At 39.4% G+C, this 23,695-nt stretch carries 26 protein-coding genes and 3 tRNA genes; 18 read left to right on the top strand and 11 right to left on the bottom strand.

Features of this window, described 5'->3' with window-relative positions; translation table 11 throughout:
- The first annotated feature begins 113 nt into the window (after positions 1 to 113).
- The 3 genes from LDL79_RS12465 to LDL79_RS12455 all read left to right on the top strand — a co-directional run bounded on the left by LDL79_RS12465 (position 114) and on the right by LDL79_RS12455 (position 2,697).
- Positions 114 to 959, top strand: a complete 846-nt coding sequence (locus LDL79_RS12465; RefSeq protein ID WP_072984530.1) for a transketolase — start codon at positions 114 to 116, stop codon at positions 957 to 959.
- Between the two features lie 85 nt (positions 960 to 1,044).
- Positions 1,045 to 1,998: a transketolase family protein gene (locus LDL79_RS12460; RefSeq protein WP_072984528.1), complete on the top strand. Its 954-nt coding sequence runs from the start codon at positions 1,045 to 1,047 to the stop codon at positions 1,996 to 1,998.
- Between the two features lie 114 nt (positions 1,999 to 2,112).
- Positions 2,113 to 2,697, top strand: a complete 585-nt coding sequence (locus tag LDL79_RS12455; protein WP_072984526.1) for an outer membrane beta-barrel protein — start codon at positions 2,113 to 2,115, stop codon at positions 2,695 to 2,697.
- Positions 2,698 to 2,808: 111 nt separating this feature from the next.
- On the opposite strand, the gene LDL79_RS12450 is transcribed toward LDL79_RS12455, so the two are convergent.
- The gene (locus LDL79_RS12450; RefSeq protein ID WP_225597906.1) at positions 2,809 to 3,705 is read right to left on the bottom strand and encodes an FKBP-type peptidyl-prolyl cis-trans isomerase; all 897 of its coding nucleotides are present in this window, start codon (positions 3,703 to 3,705) and stop codon (positions 2,809 to 2,811) included.
- 85 nt (positions 3,706 to 3,790) lie between these two features.
- Here LDL79_RS12450 and LDL79_RS12445 point away from each other — a divergent pair, with 85 nt between their 5' ends.
- From LDL79_RS12445 to LDL79_RS12435, 3 genes are read left to right on the top strand one after another with little or no spacing between them, the layout of a single operon-like run.
- Positions 3,791 to 4,174 carry an RNA-binding S4 domain-containing protein gene (locus LDL79_RS12445; RefSeq protein WP_072984522.1) on the top strand — a complete coding sequence of 128 codons (384 nt, stop codon included), beginning with the start codon at positions 3,791 to 3,793 and terminating at the stop codon, positions 4,172 to 4,174.
- Positions 4,164 to 4,763 carry a methyltransferase domain-containing protein gene (locus LDL79_RS12440; protein ID WP_225597905.1) on the top strand — a complete coding sequence of 200 codons (600 nt, stop codon included), beginning with the start codon at positions 4,164 to 4,166 and terminating at the stop codon, positions 4,761 to 4,763. Before LDL79_RS12445 ends, LDL79_RS12440 begins: the two co-directional genes overlap by 11 nt.
- A complete protein-coding gene (locus tag LDL79_RS12435; RefSeq protein WP_167598821.1) occupies positions 4,763 to 5,266 on the top strand; it encodes a phosphoribosyltransferase family protein in 504 nt (167 codons plus the stop codon). Before LDL79_RS12440 ends, LDL79_RS12435 begins: the two co-directional genes overlap by 1 nt.
- Here LDL79_RS12435 and LDL79_RS12430 read toward each other — a convergent pair.
- Entirely contained in the window at positions 5,258 to 5,776 is a 519-nt protein-coding gene (locus tag LDL79_RS12430; RefSeq protein WP_225597904.1) for a shikimate kinase, read from the bottom strand. The genes LDL79_RS12435 and LDL79_RS12430 overlap by 9 nt on opposite strands.
- Before the next feature lie 122 nt (positions 5,777 to 5,898).
- Between LDL79_RS12430 and LDL79_RS12425 the strand changes: the two genes are divergently transcribed.
- The 3 genes from LDL79_RS12425 (at position 5,899) to LDL79_RS12415 (ending at position 6,241) form a co-directional block, all read left to right on the top strand.
- Positions 5,899 to 5,971, top strand: a tRNA-Lys gene (locus tag LDL79_RS12425).
- Between the two features lie 53 nt (positions 5,972 to 6,024).
- A tRNA-Lys gene (locus LDL79_RS12420) sits at positions 6,025 to 6,097 on the top strand.
- Between the two features lie 61 nt (positions 6,098 to 6,158).
- Positions 6,159 to 6,241 (top strand) — tRNA-Leu (locus LDL79_RS12415).
- A 101-nt stretch (positions 6,242 to 6,342) separates the two neighbouring features.
- Here the strand turns inward: LDL79_RS12415 and LDL79_RS12410 are convergent.
- Together LDL79_RS12410 and LDL79_RS12405 are read right to left on the bottom strand one after the other, a co-directional pair.
- The gene (locus LDL79_RS12410; protein ID WP_225597903.1) at positions 6,343 to 6,828 is read right to left on the bottom strand and encodes a cupin domain-containing protein; all 486 of its coding nucleotides are present in this window, start codon (positions 6,826 to 6,828) and stop codon (positions 6,343 to 6,345) included.
- Positions 6,829 to 6,839: 11 nt separating this feature from the next.
- Positions 6,840 to 7,487, bottom strand: coding sequence for an SDR family oxidoreductase (locus LDL79_RS12405; RefSeq protein WP_167596409.1), 648 nt, complete (start codon positions 7,485 to 7,487; stop codon positions 6,840 to 6,842).
- Positions 7,488 to 7,658: 171 nt separating this feature from the next.
- Here LDL79_RS12405 and trxA point away from each other — a divergent pair, with 171 nt between their 5' ends.
- Positions 7,659 to 7,955, top strand: coding sequence for a thioredoxin (gene trxA / locus LDL79_RS12400; RefSeq protein WP_072984514.1), 297 nt, complete (start codon positions 7,659 to 7,661; stop codon positions 7,953 to 7,955).
- On the opposite strand, the gene LDL79_RS12395 is transcribed toward trxA, so the two are convergent.
- Positions 7,952 to 9,070 carry a DEAD/DEAH box helicase gene (locus tag LDL79_RS12395; protein WP_225597902.1) on the bottom strand — a complete coding sequence of 373 codons (1,119 nt, stop codon included), beginning with the start codon at positions 9,068 to 9,070 and terminating at the stop codon, positions 7,952 to 7,954. The genes trxA and LDL79_RS12395 overlap by 4 nt on opposite strands.
- Positions 9,071 to 9,327: 257 nt before the next feature.
- On the opposite strand from LDL79_RS12395, the gene LDL79_RS12390 reads away from it, so the two are divergent.
- The 8 genes from LDL79_RS12390 (at position 9,328) to LDL79_RS12355 (ending at position 18,766) form a co-directional block, all read left to right on the top strand.
- On the top strand, positions 9,328 to 10,002 hold the full coding sequence (locus LDL79_RS12390; RefSeq protein ID WP_072984510.1) for a TetR/AcrR family transcriptional regulator: 675 nt from the start codon (positions 9,328 to 9,330) through the stop codon (positions 10,000 to 10,002).
- Between the two features lie 7 nt (positions 10,003 to 10,009).
- Entirely contained in the window at positions 10,010 to 11,677 is a 1,668-nt protein-coding gene (locus LDL79_RS12385) for a peptidase domain-containing ABC transporter (RefSeq protein ID WP_225597901.1), read from the top strand.
- A gap of 6 nt (positions 11,678 to 11,683) precedes the next feature.
- Positions 11,684 to 13,042, top strand: coding sequence for an HlyD family secretion protein (locus tag LDL79_RS12380; protein ID WP_072984506.1), 1,359 nt, complete (start codon positions 11,684 to 11,686; stop codon positions 13,040 to 13,042).
- Positions 13,039 to 14,445, top strand: coding sequence for a TolC family protein (locus tag LDL79_RS12375; RefSeq protein WP_225597900.1), 1,407 nt, complete (start codon positions 13,039 to 13,041; stop codon positions 14,443 to 14,445). Before LDL79_RS12380 ends, LDL79_RS12375 begins: the two co-directional genes overlap by 4 nt.
- Positions 14,446 to 14,531: 86 nt before the next feature.
- Positions 14,532 to 15,350, top strand: coding sequence for a type I methionyl aminopeptidase (gene map, locus LDL79_RS12370; protein WP_225597899.1), 819 nt, complete (start codon positions 14,532 to 14,534; stop codon positions 15,348 to 15,350).
- Between the two features lie 19 nt (positions 15,351 to 15,369).
- Positions 15,370 to 15,909 (top strand): HNH endonuclease, encoded by a 540-nt coding sequence (locus tag LDL79_RS12365; protein WP_072984500.1) that lies wholly within the window; start codon positions 15,370 to 15,372, stop codon positions 15,907 to 15,909.
- A complete protein-coding gene (locus LDL79_RS12360) occupies positions 15,909 to 16,673 on the top strand; it encodes a class I SAM-dependent methyltransferase (RefSeq protein ID WP_225599973.1) in 765 nt (254 codons plus the stop codon). Before LDL79_RS12365 ends, LDL79_RS12360 begins: the two co-directional genes overlap by 1 nt.
- Before the next feature lie 5 nt (positions 16,674 to 16,678).
- Complete coding sequence (locus tag LDL79_RS12355; RefSeq protein ID WP_225597898.1) at positions 16,679 to 18,766, top strand: T9SS type B sorting domain-containing protein; 2,088 nt, start codon at positions 16,679 to 16,681, stop codon at positions 18,764 to 18,766.
- Here the strand turns inward: LDL79_RS12355 and LDL79_RS12350 are convergent.
- The 6 genes from LDL79_RS12350 to LDL79_RS12325 form a co-directional block, all read right to left on the bottom strand.
- Complete coding sequence (locus LDL79_RS12350) at positions 18,759 to 19,772, bottom strand: FAD:protein FMN transferase (protein ID WP_225597897.1); 1,014 nt, start codon at positions 19,770 to 19,772, stop codon at positions 18,759 to 18,761. The two genes, LDL79_RS12355 and LDL79_RS12350, sit on opposite strands and share 8 nt — an antisense overlap.
- A complete protein-coding gene (locus LDL79_RS12345) occupies positions 19,772 to 20,134 on the bottom strand; it encodes a Na(+)-translocating NADH-quinone reductase subunit F (protein ID WP_225597896.1) in 363 nt (120 codons plus the stop codon). The genes LDL79_RS12350 and LDL79_RS12345 overlap by 1 nt, the downstream gene beginning before the upstream one ends.
- An 83-nt stretch (positions 20,135 to 20,217) precedes the next feature.
- A complete protein-coding gene (nqrF, locus tag LDL79_RS12340) occupies positions 20,218 to 21,525 on the bottom strand; it encodes an NADH:ubiquinone reductase (Na(+)-transporting) subunit F (protein ID WP_072984490.1) in 1,308 nt (435 codons plus the stop codon).
- A gap of 2 nt (positions 21,526 to 21,527) precedes the next feature.
- Positions 21,528 to 22,259, bottom strand: coding sequence for an NADH:ubiquinone reductase (Na(+)-transporting) subunit E (gene nqrE / locus LDL79_RS12335; protein ID WP_225597895.1), 732 nt, complete (start codon positions 22,257 to 22,259; stop codon positions 21,528 to 21,530).
- Between the two features lie 49 nt (positions 22,260 to 22,308).
- Positions 22,309 to 22,956: an NADH:ubiquinone reductase (Na(+)-transporting) subunit D gene (locus tag LDL79_RS12330; protein ID WP_167596402.1), complete on the bottom strand. Its 648-nt coding sequence runs from the start codon at positions 22,954 to 22,956 to the stop codon at positions 22,309 to 22,311.
- A gap of 2 nt (positions 22,957 to 22,958) precedes the next feature.
- A complete protein-coding gene (locus LDL79_RS12325) occupies positions 22,959 to 23,693 on the bottom strand; it encodes a Na(+)-translocating NADH-quinone reductase subunit C (RefSeq protein ID WP_072984484.1) in 735 nt (244 codons plus the stop codon).
- Positions 23,694 to 23,695: the final 2 nt, after the last annotated feature.

The raw sequence follows: 23,695 nt of genomic DNA, 5'->3' as shown, positions 1-23,695 counted from the left end.
TTAAAATATCAATCTTCTTAAATTTCCTTAAAAGCTTAGTAATATATGGGTTATTGATTGTAATACGTGTTTAAAATGGGTATTTTTGAACTTCAAATTTTAACTTAATTAAAATGCCAAACACAAAACAATTAGAAGATTTTGTCTCTCAGGTAAGAAGAGACATCGTAAGGCAAGTACACCAAGTGAGTTCTGGGCATCCGGGAGGATCTTTAGGCTGTACTGAATTTTTTGTAGCCTTATATCAAGAAGTAATGAAACGTAAAGAAGGTTTTGATATGGACGGAAAGGACGAAGATCTATTCTTCCTGTCTAATGGACATATTTCTCCTGTATTTTACAGCGTTTTGGCTCGTTCTGGCTATTTTCCGGTTGAAGAATTAAATACGTTTAGAAAAATAGATTCTCGTTTACAGGGTCACCCAACAACTCACGAAGGCCTGCCAGGAATTCGTATCGCTTCAGGTTCTTTAGGACAAGGAATGAGTGTTGCTCTTGGAGCTGCTCAAACTAAAAAATTAAACGGTGATGACAGCCTTGTTTATTCCCTTCACGGTGACGGTGAATTGCAAGAAGGTCAAAACTGGGAAGCAATTTTATATGCTGCTGGTAACAAGGTAGATAACCTAATTGCTACTATTGACCTCAACGGTCAGCAAATTGACGGAAGCACTGACGATGTTTTAAACATGGGTAGTGTACGTGCTAAGTTTGAAGCTTTTGGCTGGGACGTTTTAGACGTTGAAAAAGGAAATGATATCGAAGCGATTATCGCTGGTCTCAACGAAGCCAAATCACGCACCGGTAAAGGAAAACCGGTTTGTATTTTGCTACACACCATAATGGGACACGGTGTTGACTTTATGATGAATGGTCACGCGTGGCACGGTAAAGCGCCTAATGATGAGCAATTAGAAAAAGCACTAGCGCAAAACCCTGAGACTTTAGGGGATTACTAATTGACACCCATCAAAAAGAAACTATTAACCTTAAAAATTACCCCGAATATATTTTACTCATAACGAATAAAATGGGGTCAGAAATATGAAAAAATTCACAAATTCAGGAAATATAGATACACGTTCTGGTTTTGGTGCAGGTATGGACGAATTGGGCAAAACTCATGAAGATGTTGTGGCGCTTTGTGCAGACCTTACCGGCTCTTTAAAACTGAACGACTTTGCTAAAAACCATCCGGAACGCTTTTTTCAAACCGGTATCGCAGAAGCTAATATGATTGGTATGGCTGCCGGTATGACCATAGGCGGAAAAATACCTTACGCAACATCTTTTGCAAACTTTGCAACTGGTCGTGTGTATGATCAAATTCGTCAAAGTGTTGCGTATTCCGGAAAAAATGTAAAAATATGTGCTTCTCACGCCGGTCTTACTCTTGGTGAAGATGGAGCAACACACCAGATTCTTGAAGATCTAGGTTTAATGAAAATGTTACCGGGAATGACCGTGATCAACCCTTGTGACTTTAACCAAACTAAAGCAGCCACCATCGCGATCGCAGATCACGACGGACCGGTTTACTTACGTTTTGGTAGACCTAGCGTTCCTAACTTTACTGAAGCTGACGGAAAATTTGAAATCGGTAAGGCATTACACCTTGTTGAAGGTTCTGATGTTACCATTTTGGCGACCGGTCACCTAGTATGGCACGCTCTAGAAGCTGCCGAAGCACTTGAGGAAAAAGGAATCAGCGCAGAGGTTATTAACATCCATACCATCAAGCCACTTGATGATGAAGCTATTTTAAATTCTATCAAAAAGACACGTTGTGTAGTAACCTGTGAAGAGCACAATTACTTAGGCGGTCTTGGTGAAAGCGTTTCTGGCTTGCTTGCTAAAAACGATCCTGTTTACCAAGAATTCGTAGCAACCAATGATACTTTTGGTGAGAGTGGAACTCCTGCTCAACTTATGGAAAAATACGGCCTTAATACTAAATCTATTGTAGAAGCCGTTAATAGAGTGCTAGCTAAGAAGTAAGCACTTTTATAGATTTTATTCCTAAAAATGTTTGCTTCTATCAGCTAGTTTAAGGCGATCTTTACAGATCTCTTTTAACTTTAACCGCTCAATTTTGAGCTAAACTTAACTGATATGAAAAGAGCATTTTTAGGAATTTTATTTTTAGCCGTGTCCTTTGCACACGCACAATCAGACCCGGGTTTCGGAATTAAAGCCGGTCTTAATTACGGAGGCACAGGAGACATTAGCGACTCTGCCGAAAACGCTTATCAAGACCCAAGTAGCGATATAGGCTATCACGTGGGTGTCTTTGGGCGTACAGGAGAAAAACTCTTCTTGCGACCAGAACTTGTTTATACCAAGCTCAATTCTACCTATGAAGATGATGATTTTAGCATGCAAAAGCTAGACTTACCGGTTCTTGTAGGTCTTGAAGTTATTGGGCCACTACAAGTTTTTGCGGGTCCTGCTTTTCAATACATTTTAGATACTGAGTATGACGGCATCACCCTGGGAGATGTAAAAAACGATTTTACAGTAGGTCTCAATGTGGGCGCAGCAATCGCTTTAGGAAAACTTGGTGTTGACTTACGCTATGAGCGTGGTTTTGGTGATAACGAAGCAGAATTTTTAGATTCTAACGGAATCATCACTTCAGGATCAAGAATAGACACACGACCTGATCAACTTATTTTAAGTGTATCACTTAATTTATAATCATCTTTATAAGGTAAGCCACAGAGTGCTAAAATCTTTGGTGGCACCAATAAAAAAGCCCGTTATCATTGTTGATAACGGGCTTTTCTATTCCCTTTAATGGTTGTTTTCTTATTCTATGTCTGGATCTAGATAATCATCCAGACCATCATTATTTGAGTCAATGTATATGGTATTTCCATCTTCATCAAAATCTAGCTCATCACGCGTAGACGTTCCGTCACCATCATCATCAGTATCTAAATAATCAGGTACATTATCCCCATCAGTATCATCTCCTAATTCATTTACATAATGATTACCATTGATGTCTTCCCTCCAGTTAGGAACCCCGTCATTATCATTATCTGAATCCTCTACTGCACGATAAAGATCAAAGGTGAACACAAGATCTGAATATGCCGAAAAACCAGTCCCCGAACTATTAAAATACCCTAATCCGCTTGGAATAAAAACAGCTCCAATTCCATAATCATCTCCAAAGCTATATGTTCCATCAGCGTTTTGAGTAAACTGCGTACCGGCCTTTAATTCGCTTACTCCGTTAGCAAAACCAAAAACCACCTGAGTTAAATCAAACCAAACCGGCGTAACGGACGCATCAAAACGATCTCCGCCTACAACACTTCCTTGATAATTCACAAAAGTTGAGTCAGCAAAAGTAGGCTGCGCTCCTGCTCCCTCACGAGCTTTTAAAATGTATAGTTCGTAATCAGTATCTTCAAAAGTATATTGACGTGTGATCACCTGACTAGAAAGTGGTGTCTTATCAGCATTAGCTCCGCTAATCGTATCAAAACGAATTTTGAAATCAAAGTCAGCAGCAGGCGTTTCAAATTCCTCATAATTGTAAAAGTGCGTATCAAGATAAGCTCTCAAATTGGCCGAACTTTCTACTTGCACTTCCCCCCGATCACGAACTTCGATCTCTGTAGTTCCGTCGTCATCTTTTTTACAAGAAACAAAAAATAAAAGGCCCATAACCGCCACAAACACTTTTCTTACCATAGTCATCATATTGCTTTTAGGTCGCGCAAGATACAATTTTACGCTATTTTTGTATTGTTAAAAACGAGCTTTAAAGCAATAGATTATGCGAGTTGACAAATATTTGTGGTGTGTGAGATACTTTAAAACACGTTCTATAGCTACAAATGCCTGTAAAAAAGGACAGGTAAAAATTAATGATGTTGCAGTGAAGCCTTCACGAGAAGTGTTTCCATCAGACACCATTCAAGTAAGAAAAAATCAAATTAACTATGTCATCGAGGTCTTAGACCATCCGCCTAGTCGCGTGGGAGCCAAGTTGGTTGGCCTCTACTGCGTTGATAAAACTCCTGCTGAAAACCTTGAAAAACTAGATCTTTTAAAATATTCACAGGATTATTATCGAAAAAAAGGAACCGGGCGGCCCACTAAAAAAGATCGACGTGATCTTGATGACTTTTACGAAAACGACGACTTTTTTGAAGACTGATTTAAATAAAAATTATTGGGAGCACAGGTATCAAAATGATCAAACGGGTTGGGACGCCGGCCAAGTGACTCAACCTTTAAAAGAATATACTGACCAGATCAGTAACAAAGAGTTAAAAATTCTTGTTCCCGGAGCCGGTTATGGCCACGAAGTGCTGCACCTAGCGCATTTAGGATTTGAAAATGTCACGGTGGTTGATTTTTCAGTTTCCGCGTTGCGAAATCTAAAAGCACGCCTTCCAGAAAAGTGTAACTATCAATTGATCGAAGGTGATTTTTTTGAACATAACGGCACGTATGATCTTATTTTAGAACAAACCTTTTTTTGTGCTTTAGAACCTGATTTAAGACCTAGCTATGCCCAGCACTGCTTTGATCTATTAGTCAAAAAAGGCAAAATCGCAGGAGTCTTATTCAACTTTGAATTGACCGAAAAAGGACCTCCATTTGGCGGAAGCCTAACAGAATATCAAAACTTATTTACGCCTTACTTTGAATTTAGAACTTTAGAAGCCTGCTATAATTCTATAAAACCAAGACAAGGCAACGAACTCTTTTTTATCTTTGAAAAATCAACAACAGCTAAATGATGAAAACCGAGGTGCAAACCATTTTAGATCACGAAGACATTAAGAATAAAATTCGCCGAATTGCTTATCAGATCTATGAAAGCAACGTAGACGAAAAAGAGATTATTCTTGCCGGAATCGCACTTAACGGTTATGTTATTGCCGAGCGTTTAAAAGCAATTCTCGAGGAAGTTTCAGCGCTTCAATGTACTTTGTGCAAGGTTACAATGAATAAAACTGCTCCTCAAGGCACGGTTGAAACCTCTCTTAACGCTTCAGAATACAAAGATAAATCTCTTGTGCTTATAGATGATGTCTTGAACTCCGGAACGACGCTGATTTACGGTGTAAAGCACTTTTTAGATGTACCTCTAAAACAATTTAAGACCGCTGTTTTAGTCAATCGTAATCATAAAAAATATCCGGTTAAGGCAGATTTTAAAGGTATCTCCTTGAGCACTTCACTTAATGAACGCGTTAAAGTGCGCTTCAAACCCGGCAAAGACTCAGCGATCTTAGAATAGTTTTTGTTGCAATTGCGCGACGAGTTCGCCTACAGGCTCCCCTTTGACCATCAATTTTACGGCTGCTTGATTGTAGTAGAAACTGCGCTCAAATAAGTGTTTCCGTATAAATTCTTCTAATTTTTCAATAGTATCCTGATGTTTTAAAACAGGACGATGATCGCGCTGAGACCACAAACGCTGCGTTAATTCCGCAACGCCCACATTTATATAAACCGAAGTTCCTTCGGCTGCTTTAATGCGCTCCATTGCGTCTCCGTAGCAAGGTGTACCACCTCCCAGGCTTATAATTGTGTTATCATACCCCTGAAGCAATTCATTTAAATATTCTGATTCTTTTTTTCTAAAATAAATCTCACCGCGCTCCTCAAAAATTTTTGCAATAGATTTTCCTTCTTTTTCTTCAAGAAAATGATCAAAGTCGATAAAATTCATCTCCTGCTCTTGGGCCAAGATCTTCCCTAAGGTAGACTTTCCTGAACCCATATAGCCTATTAAATAGATTTTCATTTTAAAAAATTACTGATTTTCAGAAGCCTATACCTGCTTCTTTAATTTTATTCAAATTTATCACAAAAAGGCTTGTGTAGATTAAAAAAATGGATGTATATTTGCAGCCGCATTTAAGGAAAGACTTGGTAGCTCAGTTGGTAGAGCATCTCCCTTTTAAGGAGAGGGTCCTGGGTTCGAGCCCCAGCCAAGTCACAAACCACATAAACCAGATTTTAACGTCTGGTTTTGTTTTTTAGTACACCATCGACTTGGTAGCTCAGTTGGTAGAGCATCTCCCTTTTAAGGAGAGGGTCCTGGGTTCGAGCCCCAGCCAAGTCACAAGAATTTAAACCAGATTTTGCCGTCTGGTTTTATTTTATAGTAATTTTGAATTAAATAGACCCGGGTGCTGAAATTGGTAGACAGGCACGGTTGAGGGCCGTGTGTACTTCGTACGTGTGGGTTCAAGTCCCATCCCGGGTACAACTAGAATTTAAAAAACCCTGTGAAATCAACACTTCACAGGGTTTTTTGGTTTTCTACTGATAAATCAACTGATTAGATTTTATACTTCAAATTGTAATCTACTCAGCGAATTCTGCGTCGCTTACAGGTTCAAACCATACGGAAGCTCCCTTCTCTGTATTTGGAATTACAAAAATGTGGGTCATAGCTTCATCGGTTGAAGCCCCATGCCAATGCTTTACATTTTTTGGCACCTTAATCACATCCCCTTTGACTATGGTTTCTTTGGCTTGACCTTCAATCTGGTGATACCCTGTTCCTTCTGTAACCATTAAAAGTTGTCCGCTAGGGTGATAATGCCAGTTGGTACGTGAGCCCGCTTCAAAAGTTACGCTACCCGATTTTGTAGTGTATATTGAATCTTCAGGAACTAACAAGTTCATATAAACATCTCCCACAAACTTTTCTTTTGAGGTACGAGTACCCTTTTCAAAAATTTGTTCCTTCGATTGACTTTCGGCTTCAGGATTTTTAGAAGTGCTTTCTACGCAAGAAAATAAGGTGAGCGCAAAGACTACAAAACAGATTGAAGTATATCTATTCATATAGAAAATGGTTAAAATTCTTTGATTGCATCCTCAATTCTTTGCTCGCCCTCGACCATTTCAAAAACGGCATTTTGTGCCACATCATCATTTAACACGTGAACCAACGTATAAGCAACATCGTCTCGCGTAACCTCGCCGTGCTCTACATCAAGTGCCGCTTCAATTTTACGCGTGCCTTCTTCATTTTTTAAAGTTCCGGGGCGCACAATCGTATAGTTAAGTCCGCTATTCTTTAAATAATTATCTGCTTTACGTTTAGCCTCCAGATAGTGTCTCAGCGACTCGCTACTTTCAGGATTATCAGCGTTAATCGAACTTAGCATGATAAACTTTTTAACCTCAACATCTTTGCTCGCATCTATAAGTCGCTTGGCACCCTCCTGATCTACATCAATTGTTTTTTCAGGACCAGTGTTTCCGCCGGAACCCGCAGCAAAAATTACCTTGTCAATACCTTTTACCGCTTTAGATAAATCTTTTTCTAAATCCCCTAAGACAGTGTCTATTCCTTGTATTTTAAATTGCTTTTGCTGTTCTTGTTTGCGCACCATAGCCACCGGGTTATAATATTGCGACTGATCGAGATAGCTTACGATCAATTTTCCGGTCGTTCCGTTTGCGCCTGCCACTAAAACATTTTCTTTACTGGTTTCCATAACATTAGTATTTTTTTGCGGTTCAAGTAATCTTGGTTAAAGTTACTTAGCACCTAAAAGTCGCACTAAAGGATTAACGGCATTTAACGCCTATATCAGCGCTTCTTAGCATTGTATTAAGATGTCGTTAAAGCTTTTTACATTTAAGAGGAATACTCCTAGTTTTGCAGTATGAAAACAAGCTTTGGTAATCTTACAGATTCAGAAACTCCGGTACTGATAGATTTTTTTGCGACATGGTGTGGACCGTGCCAAACGCTAGCTCCTATACTTGAAGACGTAAAAAAAGATCTGGGCGAAAAGGTCAAGATCGTAAAAGTTGATGTCGACAAAAATCAAACCTTAGCTCAGAAATTTCAAGTACGTGGCGTTCCTACCCTAATGCTTTTTAAAAATGGAGAGCAAGTTTGGCGACAAAGCGGTGTTTTAACGCGTGCCGATATCAAAAAGGTTATTGAAAGCTACTAGCGTGCTTTTACCTCACTAAACCCAATTCCTAAAGATTTTTCATAATTACGAAGAGTGCGCAACTCTTTAGAAGTCACTAAAGCCAGCGATAAGCCTTCCTTACCGGCTCTTGCAGTTCGGCCGCTTCTATGGGTATAATATTCTTCTTGATCAGGCATTTGATAATGAATCACAAAAGTGAGGTCCTGAACATCAATCCCACGGGCAGCAATATCTGTTGCAACAAGTAGGCGCAAACTTTCGTTTTTAAAAGCACGCATCACTTTATCCCGTTCCTTTTGTAGCATATCTCCTTGAAGAGCTTCGGCAGCAACATTTTTAGCGATTAGTTGTTTGGCCAGTTTTGCAGTTGCCGCTTTGGTTTTACAGAAAATAATTCCACGTTCTCCTTTTTTACTTCTCAGGAAGTCCAAAAGAATAGGTAGTTTATCAACCTCTTCACATTGCAAAAATTTATGCTCGATATTTTTATTCACCACATCGCGACTTATCTGAATACGGTACGCATCTTCAGCCATATGCTGATTAACGATCTGTTTGATTCCGTGCGGCATAGTCGCTGAAAACAACCATTTATTTTCAACATTTCTCAACGCGCTTAAAATTTCATCAAGCTGCTGCTTGAAGCCCATACTCAACATCTCATCGGCTTCGTCAAGCACAACGGTGTGCACCTGAGATAGGTCAATTGCCTTTCGATTAAGCAAATCGATCAAACGTCCCGGGGTAGCTACAACGATATGTGTAGGTCTGCTCAAATTTTTAATCTGAAAATCTATCTTCTCCCCACCGTAAACCGCTTCGGTAAAAATCTTCTCGGTATACTTTGTGAATTTAAAAAGCTGCTTTGCTACCTGCTGACTCAATTCACGCGTTGGACACAGAATCAGCGCCTGAATACTTTTTTGATTCGCATTTATACGCTCCAGAATTGGCAATCCATAAGCTGCAGTTTTTCCGGTACCGGTTTGAGCCTGCCCAACTAAATGCGCATTTCCTTCTAAAAGCAACGGAATCGCTTCTTCCTGAATTTGAGTTGGCTTTACAATGCCAAGCTCATTCAAGCCTTTGATCAGGTTTTTATTCAGTCCTAAGGATTTAAAATTCTGTGCCATTTTTCAATTTTGATTGCGCAAAGATACATAAAGCGCAAACGGTATTCCTTGAAGAAATTAAAAGGTAAACTCCTAAAACACTATTTTTTTTAATCGAATTGTTTCTCCGAATTCGCCAATACTCTTAGTCGTTCATCCATAAATAACTCTAAATCAAAAGCCTATTCCCAAACACTATAACGTTATAGACTAAAATAATTGTAAAATTTTCAGAATTAATAGTATTACTATTAATTTAGCGATCAAAATTTGTTTTTATGGATGAGTTACTTCGCAATTTGAAGATCATTATCAACGACAATGTCTATTTAAAAGACCCCGAATCTTCGCTATTAGGAAGACGTATTGTTAAGCACGGTATTTTATTAATCAACGAATTAGGCTTTGATAATTTTACGTTCAAAAAATTAGGCGATTGTATTGAATCTAATGAAAGTTCGATCTACAGGTATTTTGAGAACAAGCATAAATTCTTGATTTATTTAACTAATTGGTATTGGGGATGGAAAGAATACCAACTCGCTTTTGCTACTGCCAACATTCACGACCCCAAAGAAAAGCTAGAACAAGCCATCGAGATTCTAACGCGTGAGGTTGAAGAAGATCATTCATTTAATCATATTAATGAGGTAGCGCTTAACAAGATTGTTATCAATGAATATTCAAAATCTTACCTTACTAAAGAGGTAGATGATGAAAATAAAGAAGGTTATTTTGTTATTTACAAACGACTTTCAACCCGGTTGAAAGAAATGATCGCAGATGTAAATGAAGGCTATCCTTACCCCGCAAGTCTGGCAAGTACCATCTTAGCGGGCTCATTACATCAGCATTTTCTAAAGGATCATTTTACCTCCTTAACAGATTGTGGAAAGAAGACCTCACCGTCGCAATACTTTATCCACCTTACTTCAAACCTTTTAAACTCCTAAACACTATATGGATTCTAAAACATTAACGCCCTGGCAACGTTTTGTAAGGCTACTCAAATTAGAGAAGAAAGATTTCTTACAAATTCTCTATTATGCCATTTTTGCCGGTCTCGTAAGTTTATCGCTTCCTTTAGGGATTCAAGCGATCGTAAATCTTATTCAAGGTGCGCAGATCACTACTTCCTGGATTATTCTCGTTGTATTAGTGACTTTGGGGGTTGCCTTTGTAGGTGCGTTGCAACTGATGCAAATACGAATTCTGGAGAATGTGCAGCAAAAGATCTTTACGCGTGCGTCTTTTGAATTTACTTATCGCTTTCCGAAGATAAAGATGAGCGAACTTAAAGATTATTATCCGCCGGAATTAGCAAACCGTTTTTTTGATATTCTCACAATACAGAAGAGTTTGTATAAACTGGTGCTGGATTTTCCGGCTGCTTTGGTTCAAATTGTTTTCGGATTGGTATTGCTTTCGTTTTACCATCCGTTTTTTATTTTCTACGGAATTCTTCTGATTCTCTTGATTTATTTAGTATTTAAATTCACCGGAAACACCGGTTTACAAACCAGTCTTACCGAATCAAAATACAAATATAAGATCGCACACTGGATCCAAGAGATCGCAAGAGCACTGGTAAGTTTCAAGCTTTCCGGCAGATCTAGTCTTGCGCTGGACAAAAATGATGCTTTGGTGAGTGATTATGTAGATGCGCGTGAGAGTCACTTTAAAATCTTGCGTATTCAGTTTATACAAATGATCGCTTTTAAAGTACTTGTGACCGCCGGTCTATTATTAATTGGTGGTTTTCTGGTACTGAATCAGACTATGAATATCGGTCAATTTGTGGCTGCTGAGATTATAATTGTATTGATCATCAATTCGGTTGAAAAACTCATTTTAGGACTTGAGAATTTTTACGATCTGCTTACGGCTTTAGAAAAAGTGGGTCAGGTAGTTGACAAAAAACTTGAAGATCAGGAGTTATCAAAACCCTTTGACAATGCAGACAATCTTAATCTGGAATTGCGCAACGTAAGCTACGTAGATAAAGCTGATGAAGTTACCATTCTCGACAAGGTTTCCCTTGAAATCAATCCCGGTGAACACGTACTGATTAACGGTCCCAACGGCGCCGGAAAATCAACCTTACTTAAGATCATCGCTGGAATTCTAGAACCTACTTCGGGTGAATTTTTTATCAATAACAAATCGGTTAAAGGGATTCAGCTCAATCATTACAGAGCCTTGTTAGGGCAATCCTTTCCTGAGGAAACTCCGTTTGAAGGCACCATTTTAGACAACATTACGTTTGGAGACCAAACGGTTCCGCAGGAAAATATAGACTGGGCAATTGAAAAAATGGGGCTATCTGACTTTGTAAAAGATCAACCTAAAGGTTTAGATACGCTTATAAAACCAGAAGGGCAGCGACTTTCAAAAACCATTGCAGATAAGATTGTGATGGCGCGCAGTATTGTGCGCAAGCCTAAAGTTTTGATCTTAAAAGAACCGCTGACTAAATTTTCTGCGGAAGAAAAAGAGCGCATTGTAAACTTTTTATTTGACAAGTCTAACTCCTGGGCAATCATTGTTGCCAGTAAAGACGAAGCTTGGCGCAACTGCTGTGAACGCACTTTGTGGCTAGACGGCGGCAAACTTTCAACTTCAAATTAAACTCCTATGCTTAATATATCTCAAGATAAAATAAACGAAAAGGTAGATATTAGCGGCTATAAGGCTTCAAAAAAGGTCTTAGAGAAAAAGCATTATGCCTACTTTAATCGCTTTCTCAAAGTGTTTACGGTGATCTTAATCGTAGTACTTTTTCTGCCGTGGACGCAGACCATTTCAGGTATAGGCTATGTAACAACACTTACCCCTGAGCAGCGACCGCAAACCATACAATCTCCCATTCCCGGGCGTGTTGAAAAATGGTATGTACGCGAGGGAGAGTCGGTTAAAAAAGGAGATACGATCCTTTTTATTACCGAAGTGAAAAATGAATATTTTGACCCTAATCTGGTAGAACGTACAGACCAACAGGTGCGTGCTAAAGCTAGTTCGGTAGAATCGTATAAAAATAAGGTAAACGCCTTAGGTAATCAGATCGAAGCTTTGCGCAGCGAACGTATTTTAAAGCTGAAACAAGCAGATAACAAACGTATTCAAGCGCAGCTAAAGATCAAAAGCGACAGTATTGATTTTGAGGCAACCAAAACCAATCTTAGGATTGCCGAGCGTCAGTATGAGCGAACGCTGGCCTTACAACAAGAAGGCTTAAAAGCTGTGACCGATGTTGAAGAAAAACGCTTGAAATTGCAGGAAGCTCAGGCTAAGATCATTTCGCAAGAAAATAAATTATTGGCCAGTCGCAACGAATTGTTAAACGCACAAATAGAGCTTAACCGTCTTGAAGCGACCTATGCAGATAAGATTTCTAAAGCACAAAGTGATCAAGCGACAGCGCTTTCTACACAGCTAGACACCGAAGCTGCGGTGAGCAAATTAGAGAATACCCGTACTAATTATGAGATCCGTAATAACTTGTATTACGTGCGAGCACCACAAGATGGATTTATTAATAAAGCGATCATAGGCGGTATTGGCGAGACGTTTAAAGAAGGGCAACAGTTGGTGAGTATTATGCCTACTAATTATGATATTGCGGTAGAAACTTATGTAAAACCCATAGACCTTCCGTTGATTCATGATGGTGAAAAAGTGCGTATTCAGTTTGATGGATGGCCTTCTATAGTTTTTAGCGGTTGGCCGTATAATTCCTTCGGAACTTTTGGCGGCAAGGTAGTTGCCGTAGAGCGTTTTATAAGCCCTAACGGAAAATACCGCGTGCTTCTAGCTCCCGATCCTGATGAGCAGCCTTGGCCCGAAGCTTTGCGCATAGGTGCCGGTGCAAACACATTAGCACTTTTAGAAGACGTGCCCATCTGGTATGAGTTGTGGCGAAAACTCAACGGTTTCCCGCCTAACTACTATACTCCAACAACAGCAACACCTAATAAAGATTCTGCTAAAAAATGAGAAAAGCTATAATCATACTGGCCTTTCTATGTTGTGTTTCCGGGCTTCAAGCTCAGGTAGATTCATTGCAGGTTTTAAGTTTCCCAGAGTATATAAGTCTGGTGAAACAAAACCATCCTGTAGCGAAGCAAGCCAACCTGATTTTAGAAACCGGAGATGCTAAACTACTCAAAGCGCGTGGCGGTTTTGACCCAAAAGTTGAAGTAGATTTTGATCAAAAAGTTTTCAAGGAAACTGAATATTATGACCTACTCAATGCCACGTTTAAAATCCCTACCTGGTACGGAATTGATCTTAAGGCACAATTTGAAGAAAACGAAGGATATTATTTAAATCCGCAAAAAACAGTTCCTGAAAACGGACTCTATACTGCGGGGATCTCTGCTTCTTTAGGACAAGGCTTATGGATCAACGAGCGTATGGCCACATTAAAACAGGCTAAAGTATATCAGCAGCAAGCGCGAGCTGATCTTGATCTGGCAGTGAACGCCATATTGCACGATGCGGCTGTAGCTTATTTTGACTGGTTACAAGCCTATAAAAAAGTGTTGCTTTACGAGCGTTCTTTAGAAAATACCATCGTTCGTTTTAGAGGGATTAAGCAAAGTGCGTTGCTGGGCGATATTCCGTTAATTGATACAACTGAAGCTAAAATTAGTGTTCAAAGCAGAGCGCTGAGTTTAAAAGAGGTCGAACTCGAGTACGTTCAGAAAAAATTAGAATTGGCTAATTACCTCTGGTTAGGAAATAATATTCCTGTGGAGCTACAGGATGATGTTTTTCCGCAAGACGACTTAGCATTTGTTATTGATGAAACACTGGATATTACCGGTTTTGACCTTGCAGATTTTCAGATCAACGAGCATCCTAAAATGCGCTCTCTGGCGTATAAAGTGGAAGGTTTAGAAATTGAAAAGCGACTTAAAGCCAATAAATTGCTTCCGGTGATTGATGTGAATTATAATTTCATTTCATCAGAACCCGAGAATCTTGACAGTTTTTATACCCAAAATTATAAAGCCGGCCTGCATTTTAAAATGCCTTTATTTCTTCGGAAAGAACGTGGAGATCTTGAACTTGCTAAATTAAAATTACAAGACACCGAACTGGATCTGACCAACTCGCGCTTGCAACTTCAGAATAAAATAAAAGCTGTGAATACCGAGTTATTCACCTTGCAAGAGCAAAATGCAATGGCCGAAGAACTGGTTACCAATTACGCAACGATGCTCAACGCAGAAGAGCGTAAATATCAGGTAGGCGAAAGTTCGATTTTCTTGATCAATTCGCGCGAATTGAAACTTATTGATTCTCAGCTAAAGCAAATAGAACTCACGTACAAGCTTTATAAAGCAAAGGCTAAACTCTTTAAAACGATCGCTAATAATCCTGATAATATATAAGGAGTATTTTAGTTGTATAAGCCTCGCGCATTACATCTAGATTATCAAGTAAACTTTGTAACTTTGCAGCTTCAAAAAAGGAGACTATGATTATCGTAAAAACAAGAGAAGAGATAGAACTTATGCGTGAAAGCGCGCTAATCGTGTCTAAAACTCTTGGTGCCTTAGCAGCAGAAGTAAAACCCGGTGTAACCACATTAGAGCTTGATAAGATCGCCGAAACCTGCATTCGCGACCACGGTGCTATTCCCGGATTTCTCGGACTTTACGATTTTCCTAATTCGCTTTGCATGAGCCCTAATGAGCAAGTGGTACACGGAATTCCTAATGACAAACCTCTTGAAAACGGCGATATTATTTCAATAGACTGTGGTGCTTTAAAAAATGGTTTTTACGGGGATCACGCCTATACTTTTGAAGTAGGTGAAGTAGCTCCTGAGACTAAAAAGTTATTGAAGGTCACTAAAGAATCGCTTTATAAAGGGATTGAACAATTTAAGTTTGGCAATCGCGTAGGAGATGTAGGTTATGCGATTCAGAAGTATTGTGAAGATCAAGGGTATGGAATTGTACGTGAATTAGTAGGTCACGGTCTGGGCGCTAAAATGCACGAAGATCCTGAAATGCCTAACTACGGACGTCGTGGCCGCGGTAAAAAATTTATTGAAGGAATGGTTGTCGCTATTGAACCTATGGTAAATAGAGGAACACACCGCATCAAACAACATCGCGATGGCTGGACGATCACTACCCGCGACGGCGAGCCTAGCGCTCATTTTGAGCACGATGTTGCTTTAGTAGACGGAAAACCTGAGCTTCTTTCAACTTTTAAGTATATTTATGACGCTTTAGGCATTACCAGCGATGAAGAAGATGCCTTTAGAGCTCAACCTATTACCAATTAATTTTTAAATACCAAGTGCCATGCAGTTAGAAACTTGGATTGATTATCGTGAAGATAACTGGGAAGAAGGCTATAAAATAGGGCTTTCAAATTATGGTCAAGTGCGCAGCTACAATAAGAACCCAAATGGGAATATTATTAAAGGCGGACACATTAATGGCTATGTTACGGTAAACATCAAATTAGCTAATGGCAAACGCCGTAATTTCTATCTGCACAAGTTGCTGGCGAAAGCGTTTTTAAAGGCCGGAGAAAACGAAAAAGCCGTTTTACATCTCAATCACGACAAGACAGACAATAGAGTTACTAATCTAAAATGGGCCACACACAAAGAGCGCTATGCGCATCAAAAAACGAGTCCGTTAGACATTAAACGCCGTACTTCAGGGGAACGTCACTACACTAAATTAAGTTACGCCGAAGCTAAAGTACTTAAGAAAAAATTACTTGACCCTAACAGGCGTACCCGATTAAAAGTTTTGGCGAAACAATTTGGTGTTTCAGAAATGCAATTGCATCGTATTAAAACCGGAGAAAACTGGGGAGATCTTCAAGTATGATTTCAAGTCTTTTTAAGCGTGTTTTAAACAGTATTCCGCGCCCTTTATTAATTCGTCTCAGTTATATCGCTAGACCTTTTCTCGCCTTCAGCCTACAAGGCGACACCTATCAAGATCCTATTGACGGAAAAACCTTTAAGAAGTTTTTGCCGTACGGTTACGAAAACCAAAGAGAGAATGTACTCTCCCCTTCTACCCTTTCGTTAGAGCGACATCGCCTGCTGTGGTTATACCTAAAAGAGGAAACTGATTTTTTTAAAGCAAAGAAAAAAGTACTTCATTTCGCACCAGAACAAGCCTTTTACAAGCGCTTTAAGCAGATGCAAAATCTTGATTATACTACTACTGATTTGAATTCTCCTCTCGCGGATGTCAAAGCTGATATTTGTGATTTGCCCTTCAGTGAAAATACTTATGATATCATTTTTTGTAATCACGTTTTAGAACATATTCCTGATGACACTAAAGCGATGCAAGAATTATATAGAGTACTCAAGCCGGGTGGAATGGCTATTTTACAAATTCCGCAAGATCTGAGTAGAGCCAAGACCTTTGCTGATGACTCTATAACAGACCCTAAAGAACGCGCAAAAGTATTTGGTCAATATGACCACGTTAGGATTTATGGTCGCGATTATTTTGATAAATTACGGTCTATAGGTTTTGAGGTAAAAGAAATTGACCTGACCGCTAAGATGCCAGCAGCAACCGTTGATAAATACCGCTTAGCACCAGGAGAGCTCTTGCCCGTATGTTTTAAATGATCGCTATGCAAAAATGCTATTTTATTCTATTTGTTCTTCTCGCTTTTAACAACTGGATATATAGTCAAGCAAATGATTGTACCAATGCTATCATTCTTTGCGGCAACACTCCGGTAGGCGTAGAACCAAATGGTATTGGCTTTGATGAATTCAGTCTCCCCGGAAACTTTGTACCTCCCTGTTACAGTTTTAACACAGCTACGGTATGGTTTGAGATCAATATTGATCAAGCCGGAACATTAGGTTTTGATATCGTTCCCGGTAATGGCACAGATGATTATGACTTTGCGGTTTATGGTCCGGTTACTGATTGTGCTAATTTAGGAAGGTCTATTCGCTGCAGCAGCACCAATCCTCAAAATGCAGGAGTGAGTGTAAATACAGGTTTAAACGCAACAGAAACAGATGTTACTGAGGGACCGGGAGGCAATGGCAATGGGTATCTGCAAGAATTAACAGTAAATGCCGGAGAGCGCTATTATCTCTTAGTTGATCGTGCCATAGGAGCCGGAGGATTTTCAATTAATTTAAATGGTACTGCCACGTTTCCTGAAACGCCCGATTACAATACCGTTCAAGATTTAGAAGTTTGTGATGTTGTAGGCAACAACGACGGCTTTTACGATTTTAACCTCGCAAGTCAAGCTTCAAGTATCACTAATGGACATCCCGACTCACAAGTCAGTTTTCACGCTTCGTTAGGTGATGCCAACCTTGACCAGAATCCGCTACCCAACACATACACTAACACCACTGCAAATAGGCAAACTATCTACGCGCGCATTAGTAGTAGAACCGGCCCCTGCTCTTCGATTGAAACATTTGATCTCATTGTGAATAGAGATCCGGTTTATAACAACCCAAATCAACTTTATATTTGTAACGCTACCACTGTTGAAAATTATGACCTTTCCGGGTTAAGTGACCAGATCACAGGTTCTGACCCCGATCTAAATATCACTTATTACAGCTCTTCAATTGATGCATTTACAAATCGCGGGGCTATAACTAACATCAATGTTCCTTTCAGTGGAATTGAAATATTCTTCAATATTAGAAATACTGTAACGGGATGTATTATTACAGATAGTTTCAGACTAGACTATGAATATGGCCCAACATTGAGTCAACCCGACCCTTTGATATATTGTCGCGATGATAACACCACACTCACTTATGATTTGTCAGACATTGAAAGTGAGGCGTTAAATGGATTAGATCCTGACGATTTTGACACTTATTTTTATGAATCAACCGCAAATCGGGCAAATGATGTTGACCGACTTCCGATAAGCTGGGATGCTTCGGCAAATTCCCGAACGCTTTATTTTAGAACTATAAATTCAGCAACCGGCTGTTACACTGACGGCTCTTTTGACATTTTGGTTGTGGATTCCCCTGACTACGCTTTTGAAGAAATTCAATACTTATGTATAGATGACCCCAATCCGTTTACTTTACAAATTGATGCAGGGTTTACCCGTTATGAATGGAGTACGGGTCAAAGCGGGGCTACTTTAAACTCAATCACCGTCAATCAACCTGGAACCTATAGTGTAACCGCATTCAATTCGTATGGATGCTCCACAACCAAAACCACACAAGTGCTAGCCTCAGAGCGCGCAACAATTGTCGATGTTGAAGTTGTAGGTCTAAACTATCCGCAGAATGAAGCGATCATCAATGTTACCGGACAAGGAGCCTATGAGTTTTCATTAGATAACGGAGGCTATACGTCAAACAACTCATTTACCGGCTTATCCAGAGGTTACCATACTATTACAGTAAGAGACCTTAACGGATGTGGTTCTGTGCAATCCCAAGCCTTTCTTATTCTGGATTATCCCAGATATTTCACTCCAAATGGTGATGGATACCACGATACTTGGGAACTTATTGGTTTAAATGAATATCCCGGAGCTTATGTGCGCATTTATGATAGGTATGGAAAATTGCTTAAAGAGCTGAGCGCTCAAGATGCCCGCTGGGATGGAACGTATTTAGACAAGATTCTTAAACCGGACGACTATTGGTTCGAACTCGTTTTACCCGAAGGAGCTCGTGTAACCGGCCACTTTAGCTTGATTAATTAGCCGGAATCAAATACTCTTGAAACTTAGTTGACATATAAACCTGCACGCTGTCTCCTTCACTTTGCGTGTAAAGCAAATAAGCATCAATAGCATCAGCTTGTTCTAAAACTTGTTTAGAACGTTCAAAACCTAAAGCCATAAATGCAGTTGCATAGGCATCAGCCTCTGCGCAGGTTTTAGCAATGACTGTTGAACTCAGCACATCACTTTTTTCAGCTAAACCCGTTAATGGATTCACCGTATGTACATAACGCTGACCCGTTACAGAGTCTACTCTAAACTTGCGATAATTACCAGAACCCGCCATACCCTTATTTTCTAGGGAAACAGCTTCAGTGTAATCTCTATCTGTGACCGGAGCGTTGATATTTTCAATACCTACTCTCCATGCTTGATCTTTAGACAAATTCTTTCCGTGCGCTAAAAGTTCGCCTCCTAACTCAATCAAATAATGCTCAACACCATTCTCCTCAAGCATTGCCCCAATTCTATCAATACAATAGCCTTTAGCGATACTATTAAAGTCAAGATAAACCGACTTATCATCCTTTATTATTTTGCCTTCTTCAGAAATTTTAATTTTATCAAGACCTACGTATGCTTTTAAAGAGTCTAATGTTGTACTGTCAAGTTGTTTTAAAGGCTTTCCCGGGCCGAAGCCATAAGCGTTAACCAAAATCCCTACAGTGGGATCATAATAGCCATTAGTAGCCCTATAGACTTTTCTAGACAACGCGAGCACTTCTTTAAACATAGCATCAACAACAACTGTTGTATCGCCGGCATTGATCTTTGAAATATCAGAATCCGGCTGGTATGTACTCATGGATTTGTTAATTGCTGCGATCGTAGAATCAAACTTCTGAGAAACCTCAAATCGTTCATCAGCATAAAATTGCACTTGATATCCCGTTCCTAATGCTTGTCCTGAAAGCACAACCAACTTTGGATCTGTATCACAACTCAAAGCAATCCAACCTAAAACTAAACCTAATAAATACTTCATTATTCTATTTCCTGTAAACCGTTATATATAACTGTGTAAGAATCTCCCTTTTCTACGGGTTTTCCGTAATCCTCTGCACTACCTAAACCCACTCCTGCATAAAAGGTTTTTGCATTAAATTTATCTGCGTGTAACTTCATTTCACTCATAAAACCTTCATCGTAGGCATTAGCATTTTCAGGATAACTCACTGCCCGCACGATCACAAAATGCAATTTTTTGTTGCGTAAAGCTACAAACTGCGGATTGCGTTTGAGTTCACTATTCACTCCTAAAAATTCAAAACCCTGAGCTTCTAGATCTTTCCCTACGATATTCATCGCAAGGTTATGAAGCTCCTGTTTATTTAATAATTCTGCCATAAAGCAAAGATACTGCGCGTGAAATTATAGCAGAAAAAAAGCCGCTACTTTCGTAACGGCTTTTTGGATAATTTAAGTTTTGATTATCCTCCGAAGTCATCAAAACGAATATTCTCGTCTGGGATACCAAAATCCTCTCCCATTTTTTGAACTGCTTTGTTCATCAATGGAGGCCCACAGAAATACAATTCGATTTCTTCTGGCTCGTCGTGCTTGCTCAAGTACTGCTCGATAACAGCATTGTGTACAAATCCAACAAAACCATCTCCTGGGCTATCAATATCTTCTTTTACTTTCCAATTATCCTCTTCTAAAGGTTCAGAAAGTACTAGATAAAATTTAAAGTTATCAAACTCTTTCTCTAGCTCATAAAAATGCTGAAGGTAAAATAACTCGCGCTTAGAACGACCACCGTACCAATAAGTCACTTTACGACCCGTCTTTAGGGTTTTGAATAGATGATACAAGTGTGAACGCATTGGCGCCATACCTGCTCCACCACCTACATAAAGCATTTCTGCTTCAGACTCGTTGATAAAGAATTCACCATAAGGACCAGAAATTGTTACCTTATCCCCTTTCTTTCTACTGAAAATATATGAAGAAGCCACTCCGGGATTCACATCCATCCATCCACCTTTAGCACGGTCAAATGGAGGTGTTGCAATACGTACATTCAACATAATCTCACGTCCTTCTGCAGGATAAGAAGCCATTGAATACGCACGCTCTACAGTCTCTGTATTCTTCATTACAAGTGGCCAAAGTTTAAACTTATCCCACTCTTCTTTAAATTTATCAGGAGTTTCGTGCTCTTCTGGATGCGCGGTAATGTCAATATCCTCGAACTTCACTGTAGTCTCAGGAATTTCGATCTGAATATATCCACCCGCTTTGTAGTCCATATCCTCAGGGATCTCAACAACAAATTCCTTGATGAATGATGCTACGTTGTAGTTACGCACTACTGTTGCTTCCCATTTCTTAATACCAAATACTTCTTCAGGAATGGTGATATCCATATCCTGTTTCACCTTTACCTGACAAGCAAGACGTGCTCCTGCTGCTAATTCTTTACGTGTAAAGTGTGGCGTTTCAGTAGGAAGCGCTTCACCTCCACCTGAAAGTACGTGACACTCACACTGAATACAAGTACCACCACCACCACAAGCAGATGGTAAGAATACTTTTTTTCCACCTAAAGTTGAAAGCAACGAACTTCCTGAATCAACTTCAATTTCTTTTTCTCCATTAATGGTAATTTTTACCGGACCTGATGGAGATAATTTTTCTTTTGCAAAAAGTAGTAGTCCTACTAACACAAGTGTTAGTACTAAAAACGCCACTACAGTTGCTGCGATAACTCCTCCTGTACTTGCTGCTAAAAACATATTTACTTGTTGTTTATTTCTTGAGATACTTCGGCTAAAGACTTCTCTTCTTCAACAGTATCTTGTTTTTGAACTTCTACTTTTGCTACTTCGTCAGTAGTTTCGGTTTTCTCTTCGCCACCAGTTAACATTCCTCCAAAACTCATAAAACCAATAGCCATAAGTCCAGTAATGATAAAGGTGATTCCTAATCCTCTTAATGGCGCAGGAACGTTAGAATATCTAATTTTCTCACGGATCGCTGCAATTGCAAGAATTGCCAAGAACCAACCGATTCCTGAAGCTAAACCATAATTAAAAGCCAAACCTAAGGTTTGAATATCTCTAGACTGCATGAATAAAGAACCTCCTAAGATCGCACAGTTTACGGCGATAAGTGGTAAGAAAATACCAAGAGAAGTATATAATGCAGGTGCAAATTTCTCAACTACGATCTCAACCAATTGCACCATTGTAGCAATCGTTGCGATAAATAGAATAAAAGATAAGAAGCTCAAGTCGTACTCTGCATACTCAGGGCCTAACCAAGTTAAGGCTCCCGGGCGCAATACATATTGATCAAGTAACCAGTTCATAGGTACCGTAACTGCTAATACAAAGATTACAGCAGCCCCTAGACCTACAGCGGTAGAAACTTTTTTAGACACCGCCAGGTAAGAACACATTCCTAAGAACGTGGCAAATACCATATTGTCTATAAAGATTGATTTAAAAAATAACTCTACGTGTTCCATTTTTTTATAATAAGAAGTTAGAAATGAGTTTTAACTCAAATCGTAATCTTTAGTTTTCTTCAATTAAGGTTTTGTTTCTAGAACGCTGAACCCAAATGATAATCCCTACGACAATAAGCGCCATTGGCGAAAGCAACATAAAACCATTGTTTTCATAACCTATTGCGTAAAGACCTGTTTTTTCGATTGGATCACCAAGTACTTTAAATCCAAGTAAGGTACCTGAACCTAAAAGCTCTCTAAAGAATCCAACGATAATTAAGATTGCTCCATATCCTGCAGCATTTCCTATTCCGTCAAGAAAAGATCTGTATGGACCATTTCCTAAAGCGAAAGCTTCAAAACGCCCCATGATGATACAGTTAGTAATAATAAGTCCCACAAAAACTGAAAGCGTCTTACTCAATTCGTAAGCGAATGCTTTAAGCACCTGGTCAACGATAATTACCAAAGCAGCAACTACAACTAACTGAACAATAATTCTGATCTTAGAAGGAATGATATTTCGCATAAGCGAAATCACCACGTTACCTACTGATAGTACAAACAATACTGAAACTGCCATTACTATCGAAGCTTTCAACTGCGCCGTAATCGCCAGTGCCGAACAAATTCCTAAAACCTGAATGGTAATTGGGTTGTTATCTGCTAGAGGGTCCATTATAAGACCTCTGTCTTTTTTAGATAGTAGTGCCATAATTATAATTTAATATCTTTTAAGTAAGGAATATAAAGCTTAACCGTACTGTTAATCATTGCAGTTACTCCGTTTCCGGTAATTGTTGCTCCTGCAATGGCATCAACCTTACCATCATCTTTTCTGTCATTTAACGGGTCGTTATTTCCCTTCGCTACAGTAATACCTTCATACTGGGTTCCGTTCATAATCTCTTCACCCGTGAAGTCATCCATAAAATAACGCTCCTTGATGTTTGCTCCAAGACCCGGAGTTTCTCCTTTGTGATCAAAGAAAACACCTTGTACTACATAGTCAGCATCAAGTGCTACAAAGCCCCAGATCGCATCCCATAAACCTTTACCATAAAGTGGGATGATGTAGTAATCTTTTCCTTCTTTTTCTCCAACAAACAATGGAAGCTTACGCTCAGACATGTCTTTACTTAATTCGCCTTTAAGATCAATCAAGTAAGCCGCACTGTCTTGCTTTACTTCACCATTCTGAATAACTAATTGTTGTTTGATGTATTTTGAGAATTCTGCTTCAACTTCTGCAGTGGGTATAAAATTTACCGAACCTTCCACATTCTCATTAATGCCCATCGCATAAAGAATGTTCTGTTGTTTCTCAAAGCGCTCATTCTCGGTAATCGTAGGCTTAAGACTTGATGCTGTAAAGGCTAATAACGCCCCTACTACAAGCACCATCACTATAGCAAAGATTATCGTGTAACTATTTTTATCTGTATTTGCCATTA

This window comes from Leeuwenhoekiella palythoae (genome assembly GCF_020310025.1).
GTDB lineage: Bacteria > Bacteroidota > Bacteroidia > Flavobacteriales > Flavobacteriaceae > Leeuwenhoekiella > Leeuwenhoekiella palythoae.
Note: the sequence above shows the minus strand (reverse complement) of the source record. Positions and strands in the feature narration are given on the sequence as shown.